Consider the following 16,683-nt stretch of genomic DNA (forward strand, 5'->3'; position numbering starts at 1 on the left):
TGATATACTATAAACAAAAAACTACGTTAACAAAAATCGTTAAGCGTAGTTTTTTACAGCTAGAAAATTGTTTAATTGTTAATTGTTAAGTGTTAATGGAATTGCATCCCGCCATCGACTTCGATCGTTTGACCAGTAATATAGTTTGAATCTGGTCCAGCTAAGAATGAAACGGCAGCAGCTACATCTTCCGGTTCGGAAAGACGCTTTAAAGCAATATCTTTCGCGAATGTTTGCATGCCCCAGTCATCATCTTTACCAGCATTTTTTCCAACTTGATGAGCAATGTCAAACATCATAGGTGTTTTTACGATCCCAGGAGCGTATGCGTTGACCGTAATATTTTCGCTTGCTAAGTCACGGGCTGCCACTTGAGTCAAGCCGCGTACGGCAAACTTTGTACTACTATATAATGAAAGATTAGGATTACCCACCACGCCAGCTTGTGAAGTTGCGTTGATGATCTTGCCTCCATTTTCATTTTTTCTGAATTGTTCAATGGCTGCTTGAATTCCCCAAATATCACCAGCTACATTAATATGGTAAACTTTGTCAAAGGATTCGGGAGTGATCGTTTCGATCGGAGTTGTTGGTCCAAGCCCCGCATTATTAACCAAAACATCAAGCCTGCCCAATTTTTCAACGACTTCTTTGACACCAGCAAAGAAGTTTTCACGGTCAGAGACGTCTAACTTGACGGCAATAGCAGACCCACCATTCTTTTCGATGTCGGCGGCAACTTCACTGCCTTTTTCTTTATTTAAATCAGCAATCGCAACGGCAAAGCCATCTTGACTTAAACGACGAGAAATTGCTTCCCCGATTCCTTGTGCTCCACCAGTGATCATTGCAACTTTTTTTGTCATGGTAAACCCTCCAAAGATTATTATTGAACCGCTTTCATTATAACATGTATGTTTTTTGAAATATATAGTTTGTATTTTTATTAACAATAAAAATTAAGTGTAGTTTGTTAGACATAAAAAAATCTCCCGCTAATTAAGAGTGGTTCTAATTATCGGGTCTAAACTTTTTAGTGTTGATGAGCGTTCATCAGCACTATTTTTGTACAAAAAAGGACATCATTTGTCCTCATATGCTACGATTAAAGCGATAAAACCAAATCAAAGCGAGGTATAAATGATGTCCCAAACTGATTCTATCCTAAATTTACTCAATATCCAAGACCCAAATATCAAAATTTCAGCTTGTACTGATTTTTCACAGGCCGGAGTTCACGAAAAACTGCTTTCAGCTACGCTGACTTACCCCGTCGAACGCTGTGTTAATTGTGGTTCCACGAATCTTGTTCAGAATGGGACCCGCCTGACCAAGATGAAACTGCCCAGCCTAGGTGAACAACCGCTCCGCATGAACCTGCGCAAACAGCGTTATCTGTGCCGAACTTGCCACCATACTTTTAGCGCGCAGACGCAGCTCGCTCCGCCTCGGCACTCGATCACCCGCCAAGCAGTCCACGAAATCGCGACTTTAGCTAAGAACTCACTGCCAGTCAAGACGATCAGCCAGGCCGTGGGGATCTCAGCTTCCTCGGTTCAACGGATCTTGTATAAGGATCAGCGGGCTTTAGTAACGCCCAAAGAGCTGCCGACAGCTCTCAGCTTTGACGAATTTCGTTCAACTAAGAACTGCTTTTCTTTTATCTGCATTGACGCAAAAACACATGATTTGGTCGCCTTATTGCCAGATCGTCTCTCGCAGACGATCCGCGAGTATTTCACCAATACTTATACACTTTCTGAGCGTCAAAAAGTTCAACTGGTGACCATGGATCTGAATGCACAGTATCAGACTTTCGTCCGTCGTCTTTTTCCTAACGCACTGATCGTCTTTGACCGTTTCCATATTGTTCAGTTAGCGGGTCGGGCACTTGACCATGAACGGCTGCGTGTTTTAAAAGGGATCAACGACCACCACGACCGCAACTATAAAGTTTTAAAAAGCAACTGGCGCTTATTCCACTTAGCTGAAAATCAACTTGAGACCTCCCAGGTTAAATATTATCGGGGATTAAATGAATACACGACTGCCCAAAATGTGGTCGATCTGGGACTCAAGAATTTTCCACAGTTCGCAGAAAACTATCAGACCTATCAAACGATCTTAACCTTTATTCGCAACCGCGATCGGGCTACTTTACAACAATTAGTTATGAACTACCGTCCCAATGGTACTGAAATGGATACCGTCATGAGGACCATTCAAAAGAACTACTTAGGGATCAGGAACGCTTGTCTCTATGACTACTCTAATGGGCCGTTAGAGGGGATCAATCGCAAGATCAAAGAACTTAAACGTAGCTGTTACGGATTCAGTAACTTAAGGCATTTCTTTATCCGCATCAAATTGATCCATGCCTAAGATAAAAAATTTAGGTCAACACTGTGGGAGGCAGGTGCGGGCCCATTTCGCTACGCTTCGGACCCGCACCTGCCTCCCAACCCAAACACTTTAATCTAGCTATGGCAGTAAAAAAAGAACCCTACCATAAAGATAGAGTTCTATGGACCATCAACACTATTTGACAAAGTCCCTAATTATCACGAGAGATCGTGCTTAAATGTGGAAAGTTGTTAAATTAGTTTTGCATTTTCAAGTAGTTCTCCGAGCCAAGTCCCTTTAACTTTCTTGAGACCTTGATGCTTAATAAAACCAGGAATTGGCAGTTCGCTGTCAGTTAATTTTTGTTTGTCGTTCAAATAATACATTGATTTGAGAAGCTCGCGGATATCGTAGATGGAGTTGAAAACTTCAGGTACGCCGCGTTCAACATTTAACAAAGTATACACTGACTCCATGGCTGTCCTAATGGAATATTCTGTCGTAAAAACTGTGTCACGTGTCGGAGATTCAGCAAAGTTGCCAATGAAGGCCAAATTCTTTGAACCTGTTGGAACAATATCTGGACGGTCTCCTTTAACTCGCGGCATAAAATACGAAGTGATAAATGGCATATAAACAGGGTTAGTGTTGATTGAGTCTTGTTGAGCAAGTTTACTGATTAAGTCTTCTGGAACACCCAGGTGGTAAAGCCATTCCTCCGTGATCTCTTCACCAGTGCAATCTTCAATGTTTTTCTTGATATAGTTTCCTTGTGTATTGGAGTACAAGCCATAGATCCATACGGTAGTCTCATTTTCATTTTGCGATTTAAAATGCGGTTGCCGGTGAATGCAAAAGCTCATCATCCAATTCGAATCTTTGATCGTGATGATCCCGCCGGTATTGACTTTACCATCATGAAGGTCTCGTTTTGTTAAATGTTCAATGTAGGGTTCCACTGCGGGGTTTTTGACAGTAGCAGTTGCTGAAATGTACCAAGACTTTTTTGGAAGATTCTTGTAAAAGACTTTTGGATGACCGAAATCAGCAGATTGTTCTGCTAAGTTTTCCCATAATTCCCAACTTGGACCAGGTTTTGATGTTGTTGGTGCAGGAGTATGGTGATCACCGTAAGTTGAACTTTCCGTAATAGAACCGTTTGTAACAAAGACGATATCATTATCAGTTAATTGAATTTCTTGTGGAGTATCATCGACGGTCAGTAATAATTTTTGCGCATGTTTTTCACCATTGTTAGTATTGACGATCACATTGTTAACGATTGTATTAAATTGAAAATCCACGCCATGTTTTTCAAGATATTTTACGAGCGGTAAAGTCATTGATTCATACTGATTATATTTGTTGAACTTTAAAGCGGTAAAATCAGGTAAACCATCAATGTGATGAATAAAACGCATGCAGTAACGACGCATTTCAACGACTGAATGCCATTTTTCGAAAGCAAACATGGTCGACCAATAATACCAAAAATTGCTGGTAAAGAATTCATCCGAAAAGTATTCTTCGATGGTTTTTTTGCCCAAACTATCTTCAGGTGTCATGATCAGTTTGACGATTTCTTTAGAAGTTTTACCTAAGGTATACTGCCCATCATCTGGAACTTCATTACCACGTGAATAAATCATGCGACAATTCGAGGAATTGGGGTCATCTTTATCTAACCAGTAGTATTCATCGAGGTATGAAGCACCTGGAATCTCTAATGAAGGAATCGAGCTATACATATCCCACATACATTCAAAGTGGTTTTCCATTTCACGGCCTCCGCGAGTAACAAATCCAATGTCAGGTTTCTTTGTGCCGTCTAAAGAACCGCCTGCAACTGGTAATTCTTCTAAGATGTGGATGTGCTTACCTGGCATTTGTGCGTCACGAACAAGGAAAACGCCAGCTGCTAAACCCGCTAAACCGCCGCCAACGATATAGGCAGATTTTTGGTCGACGCCTGTAGGTTTACGTGCATGTACTAGAGCTTCGTAGTTTCCATTTGAATGATACATATAAAATGCCCCTTTCTATTATCACTATTCAAAATCCATTATAGCTTTATATTGTATATTTTTCAAATAAAGCTCCTGCGAAAGTATTAATTTAAGAAAAACTAAATTTTAGGAATAAAACATCCATCTGGATCTGAGAAAAAATACAAAGGTATAAGCTAATTTAGACTAATAATGGTATAACTGAGCTTAGTGGTTTTGAATTGAGGTTAGAAATCAGAGCAGCAATTGATCAATAATAAGAGTCATGACAAGATAAAAAAATAGAACTCAGAAAATAGTTTTTGAGTTCTGTTTCCTTATTTTAGAAAAATTATTTAATGTTCGGTTAACCATGAACTTAGCAAGTTAATGTATTCATCGTGGTGTTCAACAAACGGCATATGGCGACTGTTTTGGAATAACTTCCATTGAGCATTGGACAAATGATCATACATAGTTTTAGCAATTAACGGTGTACATAAGTCATCTGTACCATTAGTGATCAAAGTCGGAATTTTGATCTCAGCTAGTCTGTCAGTATATTCGTAGTTACGCAAAGTGCCGGTCGGAGTGTATTCATTTGGACCCCAAGCGGTCATGTAAGATTGTTCCCCATTGATTTTTGCCCTTTTTAAAGGCTCAGGTGAATCTTTGGTGACTGGAGCCGCCGCATGTAAAGCCATGTAGTGGGCATTGGCAGCTAAATAAGCAGGTTCTGAATAGTTTCCCGTTTTTTCAGCGACAACTATGGCTTCCTGTTCGGCTTGAGGCAAATATTTGATTAGCCGATGTTGTTCACTAGCCCATAGTTTTGCTGAAGATAAAGTACTTGATAAAATCAGGCTTTGCACTCCTTGCGGTTTTTTTTCCAATAAATACATTAGCGCTAACATGCCGCCAAAAGATTGTCCTAATAAATGAACGTGATCAAGGTGCAAGTAACTGCGCAATTCAGTTAATTCATCAAGCCAAGTTTGTGCTTGCCAAAGTTCTGGTTGATCTGGGGCAGAAGACTGACCGCAACCTAACTGGTCATACATAACTAATCGGAAACCTTCTTGTGCCAAGTCATCAAGCATTTCAAAATAATTATGGGAAGAGCCTGGCCCGCCGTGTAGTAATATTAACGGTGCTGCATTTTTTTTTGCTTCACCAACAATGCGAAAATAAGTTTGATAGTCGTGAAATGGCATATAACCTTCAGTGATCTTCATTGTGGCTCATCACTTCCTTTAACTCTATTATATATGTGTCTCTCTAAATTAAAATGACCCAGTTTTTTAATCCAAAGCTGAGTCATTATTGATGCTTATTATTTGCTAAAGTTACGGTTAGTAAATGAGAGTATCAGCTTTCCCCGAACGGCAAATTTTCTTTCAACTGTATATTCTTGACGTCTGTCGGTATTCTCTAATTCATTTGGAGTGAAGATCAACTCACTGTCGTGTCGAACCGAACGATAGATTGAGTAAAGGACTAATAAACAAACTAGTGTCAACGGCAAACCGGCGATTACAGACATAGTTTGAATGACCTGGAAACCGCCAACAAGAACTAAACTAAAGGCGAAGAACAAAAAGATAAAAACCCAGCTCATCCGATTGAAACGACTAGGTTCTTTACCGTACAAGGGTGTACTTGTAAATGAAGAAAGTACATAAGCGGCTCCAGAAATGGTAGTCGCCAAGAAAATAAAGCAAGAAATAGCATAAAAAATCAACATGACCTTCTTGAATGGTAAGGTCGAGATCAAAGCTACGATCACGTCTGCCTGACTATGATGATTTAAAATGGAGACAAGGTCAACTGCTCCAGTTTTTTGCAGCCATAGACCATATCCACCCAAAACGGCATGAAACGTTAAACAACCAGTGACGCCATACGCCAGCATGCCAAATAGTATTTGCCGGATAGTTCTTCCGCGTGAAATACGTGAGATAAAAGTTCCCATTAACGGCATGAATGTCAGCCACCAACCCCAATAGAAAATAGTGTCTTGTTGAGTTGGACTAGGTTTAACGTTAATAGAAAGCGGTACAAATTTCTGTACAAGAACAACTAAACTTTTACTCCAATTAATTATCAGATCACGAGTTGGACCGACAATTAAGATCACAATCAAAAAAGCAATTGTTAAATAAATATTAATCATGCTTAAACGATCGATCCCACCGTTTAATCCCTTATAGACTGTTAATCCCAAGAGAATAAAGAGAACTGAAAAAATTCCTAACTGCAACCAGATACTATCGGGCATATTAGAAACAGCAGAAAAAACAGTTGAGGTCCGTGGAACTTCCATTCCGATCGAAGAACCCAAACCACCGATGATCCCGATCACAACCAGAAAATCAATGATCGTCCGACTTATTTTTTTAAGAGTACTGTTCCCTTGCAGGAAAGAAAAACCATCACTCATTTTTTGCGTGGGCTTTTTTTTTCTATAGGTTACATAACCAATCAAAATTGCTGCAGGAGCGAACATCATCCATGCCATTGGTCCCCAGTTAAATTGTGATAAAGCGCTTGAAGCTACATAAGCTGAATCTGAGTAGGGCTTTAAACCAAAGGGCGGTGTTTGAATAAACTCAAGTGGATCAGTAATACTTAGCATCATAATACTGGCATCGATCCCAGTTGCAAAAACCATAGACCCCCATTTGAAATTACTATACACAGGTTTATCATTGGGTTTACCAAGTTTGATATTACCGTAATGACTACATGCAAGCCACAATAAGAAGACAAAATTGATAATGAAAACTAAAAGGTAGAGCCAGCCAAACCTAATGTTGATCCAACTTAAGATGCGAGCCAATGGTTTTTGTAAACGGTGGCCGCCAAACATTAAGAACAGGGCAGTCAGTCCGAACAAACCAACAACGGGTAGAAAAATGTGTTTATCTATAGCTTTGTGTGATAAAATAATAAATCCTCCTTAGGAAAATAACAAAGTGGAGAAGCCCGGGGTAAAAGGCGAGCACTAACGAGCTTTCATGCTATATTGCGTACTAGGCAATATGGTGTGAAAGATAGCTAGGCACAACCTTTAGTAATTTGCTAAATAGTTTAATTATTTATTTCGCATTCGCACAGTTTTGGATACACAAATAGCGTTGCAGTATCCGTCCACTGACGACTTGCAACAACGCTATTGCAACAAATTGCCGAGCTTCATCCGTAAATGAATTTCGTTTTCATTATACATCGTTAAATGTTTTTGTTAAGGGATAATAAGAAATAAGTGATGGATTATTGCAAAAAAGCGTTTTCTTCTTGAATTTGCTTAATAAATGAACAGAGTTATTGCTTTTTCACCCTAATATTTGTTACAACATAACTGGGGAAAGAAACTCCCCAGATCATCTAAGGAGGACTTTTTATGCGCGACGTAAGTGGATTACCAAATGAAGATGTTAGAAGGAAGATCGCTGAAAGCAATGTCAGTGAATACTATGTGGCCGATATGCTTGGTTTGAGTTTTAGCGGTTTTGCAACTCTGTTAGCGCAACCGTTGAGTCCGCAAGATCGTGAAACTGTATTAGACGCTATTCGTGAAGCAAAAAAGTCAACTGTGGTCAATATTTAGGAATCAAATAAAATAGAATACTGTTTTGAGATGAGAGCTCCCTTTTGTAAATGACAAAGGGGGGCATTTTTGTTTTGGCGTCATGTAATATAGTTGGTTGGTGAGTAGTTTATCAGCTGTGAAATTTTTGAATGGTGTATCATGCTAAAATAATTATTACTTTTTTGCTATCTTCCCATGATATTCTAAGTGAAATATTGTAAAGTAGAATTAAATAATAATAGCGGTAAAGACAGGTGAATATTATGAGAGATTATATTAAAGATATCCGTGACAAGGTGGGACACATGCCTATTATTTTAAATGCCGTGGCGGGTGTAGTGGTGAATGATGAACACAATATATTATTACAGGAACGGACTGATACACACAATTGGAGTCTTCCTGGCGGGTACATGGAATATGGGGAAACTTTTTTAGAAACTTTAAATCGAGAAATGAAAGAAGATAGTGGCCTTAAAGTAGAAGTGGTCGATATGATCGGTACTTTTGAGCAAGGATTTACTACTTATCCCAATGGTGACCAAGCCCAAGTGATCAGTAGATTATATCTGGTTGAACCTGCTGGAGGATCATTATTAAAGGAACGAACAGATGAAACGTTGAGTTTAAAATATTTTTCATTTAGTGACCTGCCTCCGTTATTGAATCAACAAAATATGGATATGATCAAAGCGGCAGCAAAATATTTTCACGAAGAGTTCTAATGATACTTTAAAGCAAGTGATTCAAAGAAAGATAGGCGTATGAGATAAAAATGGTAAAAAAGGGACAACTGGCTCAATGGCAAAAGAATATGTATTCACTCTGGCTAGGAAATTTTGCGACTGGGGCAGGTTCAAGCATGAGCTTGCCTTTCTTACCCTTGTTTGTCAATACTTTAGGGAATTTTCCCAAGTGGGAATTAACTTTATATACAGGTCTTGCTTTTTCTAGTACATTCTTAAGTCAAGCGATAGTTTCGCCGTTATGGGGGAAACTAGCTGATAAGACCGGACGTAAACCAATGTTACTGCGTGCTGCGATCGGAATGACAATTACTGCAACTTTGACCGGTTTCTCGACAAATGTATGGATGCTGATTGCGTTAAGGTTGATCCAAGGTGCTTTTTCAGGATATATAAATAATGCATATGCACTGATCGCCAGTGAAGTTCCCCGGGAATACAGTGGAAAAACAATGGGAACTTTGACGACTGGTGCAGTTGGCGGACAACTGGTAGGGCCAGTTTTTGGCGGAATAATTGCTGGTGCGTTGGGCTATCGGATCCCGTTTTTTATTTTTGGAGCTTTAATGTTGATGGCTACTTTAGTGACACTCTTTGGTGTGAAAGAAAACTTTACTCCTATTAAAAAAGATAGTCAGCAGGATGGACAAAGCGCTTTTGTAGGAATCAAAAATATTCATATCGTGTGGGCGATGTTTGTTTCATCGATGTTGATTCAGGCGGCCACTAATTCAATCAATCCGATCATCAGCTTGTTTGTTAGGCAACTGATGCATGGAAACGGAAATGTTGCTTTTGCCAGTGGGATCGTGGCTGCTTTACCTGGAATTGCTACACTGCTTGCTGCACCGCGATTAGGACAGTTGAGCGACCATATTGGGGCGAAAAAAGTATTGATTGCTGGGTTGGTATTATCAGGAGCTTTATTTTTCCCAATGTACTTTGTTCAAACGGTTGTTGTATTAGGCGTTTTACGTTTCTTTGTCGGAATTGCCGACGCAGCTTTAATGCCTGTGACTCAAACGGTTATGTCATTAAATACACCGCCGAGCTCAGTTAGTCGGATCTTTAGTTATAATCAGTCATTTCAAGCTATCGGCTCAGTGATCGGTCCCATGTTAGCATCTGGAGTTGCTGGTATTTTGGACTATCGGTATGTTTTCATCATGACGACATTTTTGGTATTGATCAATCTGGGAGTAGTTACTTGGGCGTACCGTAAAGATCGTAAATAAGTTAGTACTTGAAAATCGGTATTCACAGTTTTGGTTTTTATTTATTAGGCTCCGAAGTTCAAATAATTTTGCATAGTTAATTTGAATCTTATAGTGTCAAGAATGTACTATAGGGCCTGAGTTTGATAATACTTGTTGTTTCTCACTTTTCTTTGCCCTGTTTCACGGAAGGATGGATCTGAGAATGAAAAAGAAGTTAATTTTGTTTGATGTTGATGGAACTTTAGTAGATAGCTATCCGTACTATGAAAAGATAATGTTAGCTGCTTTACCAAAATTTGGTGTAAACCCAAGCCAGGCTCAGTTGAGTCGCGCGTTTACTATGACTGCCAAACAGGAAGTTGAGTATTTTAAGATCCCAGTAGGTCGGTTGGATGAATGGTTTGCTGAATATGATGCGATCGCGCAGAAAGTTGAACTTCAACCAGAAGCATATCCTGGAGTAGACAGGATGTTCGATCACCTACTGGCTGCACCTGATGTCAAATTAGGGATCGTTACTTCACGGACCACTGCAGATGCACAAGAAAACTTGCAGTCTTTTTGGTGGTTCCAAAAAATGTCATTGATCGTTACTTCTAGTGATACTAAGCATCCTAAACCTTCTGCGGAACCTCTGCAGTTTGCCTTAAATACATTAGGATATCAAGCAGAAGATGCCTTTTATATTGGTGATGCTGATACGGATGAAAGCTCCGCTATTAAAGCAAAAGTGGCGTTTGGCGGTGCTCTTTGGGGTACAGGTACCAGAGATAATTTTAAATCGGAACCATTATTATTGGATTCACCAGAAGACGTGATAATGATCGTGTGAAAATAGTTATCAAAAAACAACGGTTTGGTGAAGAATTGAAGAAAAAACGTAACAGTTGAGTCCTAGTTGAATGAAATAACATTTAGAAATTATGTACGGCAGATTTCTAAATGTTATTTTTGTGGAACTTAGCAGAAAATAGTTGACATGCAGCTCAGCTTTATTAGAAAATGGTTGTATATAAATTAACATACGATTAAAAACGATTCGAGAATTTGAAAGGAAGATTATGAATGACAAAGGCGCAAGAATATATTGCAACCGTTAAGGAAGCAATTCAACGACGTGATCCAGAACAGACTGAATTTCAAGAGGCAGTTTTTGCTGTGTTGGATTCACTGATCCCGGTGTTGGACAAACATCCAGAATATATTAAGGCCAACTTACTGGAAAGAATGGTTGAACCGGAACGAGTGATCGAATTTCGTGTTCCTTGGCAAGATGATGCAGGAAATTATCAAGTTAACCGTGGTTATCGAGTGCAGTTTAATTCAGCCATTGGCCCGTATAAGGGGGGATTACGTTTCCATCCCAGCGTGAATTTAAGTACAGTCAAGTTTTTGGGATTTGAACAGATCTTTAAGAATAGTTTGACTGGTTTACCGATCGGAGGCGGTAAAGGCGGAAGTGACTTTGATCCTAAAGGGAAATCTGACAGCGAAGTTATGCGTTTTTGCCAAAGCTTTATGACAGAATTAGCTCGTCATATCGGTCCAGATCTGGATGTACCTGCAGGAGATATTGGTGTTGGCGGACGTGAAGTTGGCTACTTGTTTGGTGCCTATAAACGGTTACGAGGTTTTGAAAATGGAGTCTTGACCGGCAAGGGGCTGACTTTTGGCGGCAGTGCTGCACGAGTCGAGGCAACAGGTTATGGTTTGTTATATTACACTCAGTCAATGCTGGATGCACATAATGATAGTCTGAAGGGTAAGAAAATCAAAATTTCAGGTTCAGGAAACGTAGCTTTGTATGCTTTGCAAAAGGCAATTGAGTTAGGTGCTAAGGTTATCACGGTATCCGATTCCGACGGCTTTATTTACGACCCTGATGGTATTGATTATTCAGCTGTCAAGGAGATCAAAGAAATTGAACGCGGACGCATCAAGGAATACGCCCAAAAAGTTTCAACAGCACATTACATGGAAGGCTCTGTCTGGAATTATGACATTGATTACGATGTGGCTTTGCCATGTGCTACACAAAATGAGATCGATCAAAAACAAGCAGAATTAATGGTCAAAGATCATGTTAAGTATATCTGTGAGGGAGCTAATATGCCAAGCATGCCTGAAGCAATCAAGACCTACAATGAAAATAATATCTATTATGGTCCTGCAAAAGCGGCTAATGCAGGTGGTGTAGCTGTTTCAGCGTTAGAAATGAGTCAGAACAGTGAACGCTTGTCATGGAGCTTTGATCAGGTCAATAATAAACTTGAAACTATCATGCATTACATCTTTAGTAAATCAGAAACAGCCGCTAAAGAATATGGTGTAGAAGGTAATTATCAAGCTGGTGCAAACATTGCTGGTTTTGAAAAAGTCGCGACAGCGATGATGGTCCAAGGGTTGGTTTAATTAAAATTATATGTATTAAGGACAAATAAAGAACCTTAGTTACAGATCAAAGTCTGAGCTAACGGTTTTTTCTATAGTTTTTGAAGTTCGTTATCAATTATTTTCTGTAGCCTTTTTTGAGTTTCATCTGCACCGAATAAGGAAGTCCCTGGTTCTAAAATTCTGCCTTGTGCCAATGAATCAAGTATTAAAGGATCGAATCCGAGATCTGTGACAATTTTGGCAGCTGCAGCAACTGCTTTAAAATCATCCCCAGCAAGGGCAATAGCTTTGCGCTGACCATCTTTACCGTTTCCTACTTCATCTTCAAGGTCATGATACCCCATGTGATTCAAAGCCTTGACAACGGTACCTTTTGATAAGTACTGTTGCACTAGTTCTGAAGATGAATGATCTTTTGTAGTATAGATGTTATCTGTTCCGTCAACTTCCCACCAATAGTTCATGGCGTCTAAAACTACTTTTCCAGCTAACCCTGTTTTTTCAATAGTTTTATATTTGCTCAGAGGAAGGGTCAAAATAACGATGTCTGCTTGCCGGGTCACCTCTTGGGCTGAAAGAGCAGTAGCCTTTGGAACAAGAACACTGATCGTGAGTTGAATCTTAGCGGCTGGTTTTGAACTTGCAATCAGCGTTTGATAGCCGGCTTTGGTACTTAACTTGGCAAGTGTAGTACCTAGTTTTCCTGCTCCTAAAATCCCGATCACTGGTCTATTCATAGCTGTATTCCCCCGACTTTATGAGATCTTTGACTAAAGGGACAACTTTTGTACCATAAAGTTCAATTGACTTTTCTCTTTGAAAAGCATATTGTCCTCCGGCACCATAGATGAAATCAAATCGTTTCACGCCAACTTTAGTCATTTTATCAGCGATTTTGTGTGCGACATGCTCTGGTGTTCCAACATAATAGGAACCTTTCTTAATTTCAAAGTCGAAACGCTTTTTGTCCATCGGTACCCAACCGCGATCAGACCCGATCCGATCCATCGACCTGCGCAAATATTTCCACGCGATATTGTAGGCTTCATCATCTGTATCCGCAATTACGCCATGTGAATGCATACCTAAGGGATGTTGTGGTTGGTTAAACTGGGCGGCAGCTCGCTGGTAAAGATCAACGTATGGCTTAAATCTTTCAGGAGCACCACCAATGATCGCTAAAATAACTGGGAAGCCATAGTAAGCGGCTCTGATGATCGAATCAGGAGTTCCGCCCATACCAACATAAGTGTCTAACTTATGACCGCTGATCTTGGGATAGATTTTTTGCTTTTCTAAGGTTTGAGTGAACTTGCCAGACCAATCAACAGCTTCTTCATCGCGTAATTTATTAAATAAGGCCATCTTTTCTTCAAATAAGGCACCTCAATTGTCAAGTTAAGTGCAACACTAATGGCCTATTCTTATAATTGGTCTAGAAAGTTAAACCAGTTGTGGCATAACATCCGCTGGACAACTATAGCTTAAACAGCGGCGGGGACGGTGATTCAGCGTGTCTTGAACCAACTGCAGATCCACTAATGAGAGGTTTTTAAAGGAATGCCCCTTTGGGAAGAACTCTCTTAATTGACCATTCACATTCTCATTAGTGCCCCGTTCCCAGGGAGAATATGGATGGGCAAAGTAGATTTCCGTTCCTTGAACCTGATTTAAACTAGCGAATTCCGAGCCGTTGTCAAACGTGATCGTCCGAAAGTTTTCTGCACCGTAATCATCAATCGTATCTTGGAGGGCTTGCCGGCAAGTCTCTGCCCGGTAATCAGGCAATTTAACGATAATTTCCATCCGGCTAACTCGCTCGGTTAACGTCATTAAAGCTGGTTCGGACTCAACCCGTTTGGCTTTCACTAAGTCGCCTTCCCAATGGCCCAACTCCTGACGTTTCCGAACCACTGCGGGCCGGTCTTCAATGGACTGTCCAAACCGTTTTTTATTCAGGCGGGCATGTCGGTGATTCGGGCGTTTAACGCGGCGACGTAGCTTCATGGGTAAATCATAGTTGTGAAGCTCCGGGAGCTTGCCAGCCTCGATATACCGATAGACCGTAGCCGTTGATGGGCAGGGAAAGCCCGGGTAATGAGCTTTGAAATAGTGGACATACGTATCGACACTGAAAACTCGTGGCTTAGCTTTTAAAGCTTTCGGCAGGGACTTGAAGAACACGGCAGCCCGCTGCAGTAAACCTTTGGGGTGACACTTGGCCCGCTGTTCTCGATAGTAAGCCGCCCCGCGCTCGGCAAAGTAGCCCTGATATGACCGATGTTTCTGGGAATCAATCTGGGTGGTTAACCCGCGTTTTAATTCGCGAGAAATGGTGCTGGGACTCCGGTGAAGCCGGCTGGCGATCTGACGAACGCCAAATCCTAATCGAGTCAGGGACTCAATTTGACCGCGTTCAAAAGATTGGAGTTGTTGGTAATGCTTAGGCATGATATTCTTAGTTTGGGTCATGAAGACACCTATCCTTATCTGTTGATTTTGTCGTTAATAATAAGAATAGGCCTTCATGGCCTTTTAAGCTAGTCTAATTGGTCTAGTTATCAAGTGTTGCACTTCAATTTTAAATCGGGGTTCAAATAAGGCATCATAATTTTCTAAATTGTAGCCAAATAATGGAAATGATTCAGTGAATGAGCCACGGCCTAGCATAATTTGGGCTCTGCCGTCGGAAATATTATCTAGAGTTGCAAAACGTTCGTAAACACGGTCTGGATCATCTGAGCTGAGTACGGTGACCCCAGTACTGAGTTTAATATTTTTAGTGATAGTTGCGATTGCGACCAGCATCGTATCAGGGCTGGAAATAGCATATTCAGGACGATGATGCTCGCCTAAGGCAATTACATCGATCCCTATATTATCTGCTAATTTTGCTTCCTTGATTATTTGCTTCAAGGCGACTGAGTATGAAACAGGGAGATCGTTTGCTGGATTATCAGGAACATCGCCAAATGTGTCAAGTCCAAAAACTAATTTATTTGTAGCTGTCATTTTACAAACCTCCAGACGCTAAAAAAGCTTACTTTTTGTTAGTAACTATAGATATAATTTACTGATTTTTTTTTTTTATTTGTGCGTCAAGTACTTCTTTAAAAAAAGTATTGCATACAAACTATTTTTTGAAAATTAGGTTTGTTAATTGGTAGAATAATGGATATAGTGTGACTATTTTAGCTAAGAAAAATTTATTTAATAGAGCACCAAGATATAACATATATGTGTAGATATGTTTGTTTTTAATGATACTCGTTTCTTAAACGGCGTATTTTGCTCTGTTTTGTAGTCGAGCTCCGAAAGCCACAAGACTGCGCCTAGTTAACTTCCACAAACACATTATGGTGTGAAAGCCGATTAGAGCTCGCCTTGTTCCGACTTTCTCCGCTCTGTTTTGATCTTATAAGGAGGTACTTTTAATGAAGATTGTTGTTTTAGATGGATATGCGTTAAATCCAGGTGATATTGATTGGGCACCGTTACAAGAAATCGGTGAATGCGAGATTTATGATCGGACTTCGTTTACTGATAAGAAAGAAATTTTAAAACGGATCGGTGATGCACGGATCGTTTTGACAAATAAAACCCCTATAGATGAAGAAATTATTAATAGTGCACCTAACATAGGATATATTGGAGTTTTAGCTACTGGATATAATGTGATCGATATAGCTGCGGCAACCAAGGCAGGGGTCACAGTTACGAATATTCCGACTTACGGAACTGAAGCTGTGGCACAATTTACTTTTGCGCTGTTATTGGAAATCACTAGTCAAGTTGGTTTACATGACCGGTTAGTTCATAATGGAAAATGGTCAAGTAATCCTGACTTTAGTTTCTTTGCTAAACCTTTGACAGAGTTGCAAGGAAAGGTACTTGGACTAGTAGGCTTTGGCAGGATAGCCCAAAAGGTTGCTGAGATTGGACATGCATTTGGAATGACTGTGATTTTTTACAATCATCGTCCTAAAAAAGTTAAACAAGATTGGCAAAAGCAAGTCAGTTTGGATACTCTGCTGAAAAACTCCGATGTTGTCAGCTTGCATGTCCCGCAAACACCAGACACTACAGAAATGATAAATGATTCTTCCTTAAAGAAAATGAAAGATTCGGCTATACTGCTAAATACTGCCAGGGGTGGGCTGATCAACGAGAAAGATGTCGCTGATGCACTGAATAATGGGCAGATTGCTGCTGCAGCAGTTGACGTTGCACAATGTGAACCGCTTAATGCGGATAGTCCATTGTTAGATGCAGATAATTGTTATATTACTCCCCATATTGCTTGGGCACCACAAGAAACAAGAGTCCGTCTGTTAGGTATCGCGGTCGATAATTTGACCGAATTTTTGGCAGGTCGAAAGAAAAATGTTGTTGATAAGTAATAAATA

13 protein-coding genes and 2 pseudogenes are annotated in these 16,683 nt (G+C 40.1%); 7 read left to right on the forward strand and 8 right to left on the reverse strand.

The features are described 5' to 3' along the window. Positions 1-92: 92 nt before the first annotated feature. Entirely contained in the window at positions 93-866 is a 774-nt protein-coding gene (locus tag BQ5903_RS01530) for a (S)-acetoin forming diacetyl reductase (protein ID WP_056971287.1), read from the reverse strand. Positions 867-1,140: 274 nt separating this feature from the next. Here BQ5903_RS01530 and BQ5903_RS01535 point away from each other — a divergent pair, with 274 nt between their 5' ends. Further along, positions 1,141-2,382 (forward strand): ISL3 family transposase, encoded by a 1,242-nt coding sequence (locus BQ5903_RS01535; RefSeq protein WP_079578423.1) that lies wholly within the window; start codon positions 1,141-1,143, stop codon positions 2,380-2,382. A gap of 212 nt (positions 2,383-2,594) precedes the next feature. On the opposite strand, the gene BQ5903_RS01540 is transcribed toward BQ5903_RS01535, so the two are convergent. The 3 genes from BQ5903_RS01540 to BQ5903_RS01550 all read right to left on the reverse strand — a co-directional run bounded on the left by BQ5903_RS01540 (position 2,595) and on the right by BQ5903_RS01550 (position 7,278). Next, on the reverse strand, positions 2,595-4,367 hold the full coding sequence (locus tag BQ5903_RS01540) for an oleate hydratase (protein WP_010494999.1): 1,773 nt from the start codon (positions 4,365-4,367) through the stop codon (positions 2,595-2,597). 317 nt (positions 4,368-4,684) lie between these two features. Continuing rightward, positions 4,685-5,563, reverse strand: coding sequence for a proline iminopeptidase (gene pepI, locus BQ5903_RS01545; RefSeq protein ID WP_056988160.1), 879 nt, complete (start codon positions 5,561-5,563; stop codon positions 4,685-4,687). Between the two features lie 98 nt (positions 5,564-5,661). After that, complete coding sequence (locus BQ5903_RS01550; protein WP_331200002.1) at positions 5,662-7,278, reverse strand: BCCT family transporter; 1,617 nt, start codon at positions 7,276-7,278, stop codon at positions 5,662-5,664. A 453-nt stretch (positions 7,279-7,731) separates the two neighbouring features. Between BQ5903_RS01550 and BQ5903_RS01555 the strand changes: the two genes are divergently transcribed. The 5 genes from BQ5903_RS01555 (at position 7,732) to gdhA (ending at position 12,295) form a co-directional block, all read left to right on the forward strand. Continuing rightward, complete coding sequence (locus BQ5903_RS01555; protein ID WP_010494990.1) at positions 7,732-7,938, forward strand: hypothetical protein; 207 nt, start codon at positions 7,732-7,734, stop codon at positions 7,936-7,938. A 245-nt stretch (positions 7,939-8,183) separates the two neighbouring features. Next, positions 8,184-8,645 carry an NUDIX hydrolase gene (locus tag BQ5903_RS01560; RefSeq protein WP_010494981.1) on the forward strand — a complete coding sequence of 154 codons (462 nt, stop codon included), beginning with the start codon at positions 8,184-8,186 and terminating at the stop codon, positions 8,643-8,645. A gap of 50 nt (positions 8,646-8,695) precedes the next feature. Beyond that, positions 8,696-9,901, forward strand: coding sequence for an MFS transporter (locus BQ5903_RS01565; protein ID WP_010494979.1), 1,206 nt, complete (start codon positions 8,696-8,698; stop codon positions 9,899-9,901). Positions 9,902-10,085: 184 nt separating this feature from the next. Next, on the forward strand, positions 10,086-10,715 hold the full coding sequence (locus BQ5903_RS01570; RefSeq protein WP_010494977.1) for an HAD family hydrolase: 630 nt from the start codon (positions 10,086-10,088) through the stop codon (positions 10,713-10,715). Between the two features lie 233 nt (positions 10,716-10,948). Next, complete coding sequence (gdhA, locus tag BQ5903_RS01575) at positions 10,949-12,295, forward strand: NADP-specific glutamate dehydrogenase (RefSeq protein WP_010494976.1); 1,347 nt, start codon at positions 10,949-10,951, stop codon at positions 12,293-12,295. A 71-nt stretch (positions 12,296-12,366) separates the two neighbouring features. Here the strand turns inward: gdhA and BQ5903_RS01580 are convergent, their stop codons facing one another. The 4 genes and pseudogenes from BQ5903_RS01580 to BQ5903_RS01595 all read right to left on the reverse strand — a co-directional run. Next, on the reverse strand, positions 12,367-13,014 hold the full coding sequence (locus BQ5903_RS01580) for an NADPH-dependent F420 reductase (RefSeq protein ID WP_079578554.1): 648 nt from the start codon (positions 13,012-13,014) through the stop codon (positions 12,367-12,369). Further along, positions 13,007-13,648 (reverse strand): annotated as a pseudogene (locus tag BQ5903_RS01585) (LLM class flavin-dependent oxidoreductase); the annotation flags it as partial. The gene BQ5903_RS01580 and the pseudogene BQ5903_RS01585, both read right to left, overlap by 8 nt. Before the next feature lie 72 nt (positions 13,649-13,720). Next, positions 13,721-14,749, reverse strand: a complete 1,029-nt coding sequence (locus BQ5903_RS01590; protein WP_079578558.1) for an IS30 family transposase — start codon at positions 14,747-14,749, stop codon at positions 13,721-13,723. A 114-nt stretch (positions 14,750-14,863) separates the two neighbouring features. Beyond that, a pseudogene (locus BQ5903_RS01595) lies at positions 14,864-15,289 on the reverse strand (LLM class flavin-dependent oxidoreductase); the annotation flags it as partial. Positions 15,290-15,711: 422 nt separating this feature from the next. Here BQ5903_RS01595 and BQ5903_RS01600 point away from each other — a divergent pair. Next, complete coding sequence (locus BQ5903_RS01600; protein ID WP_010494950.1) at positions 15,712-16,677, forward strand: D-2-hydroxyacid dehydrogenase; 966 nt, start codon at positions 15,712-15,714, stop codon at positions 16,675-16,677. Positions 16,678-16,683 lie beyond the last annotated feature (6 nt).

This window comes from Ligilactobacillus acidipiscis (genome assembly GCF_900116935.1).
In the GTDB taxonomy this organism is placed as follows: domain Bacteria; phylum Bacillota; class Bacilli; order Lactobacillales; family Lactobacillaceae; genus Ligilactobacillus; species Ligilactobacillus acidipiscis.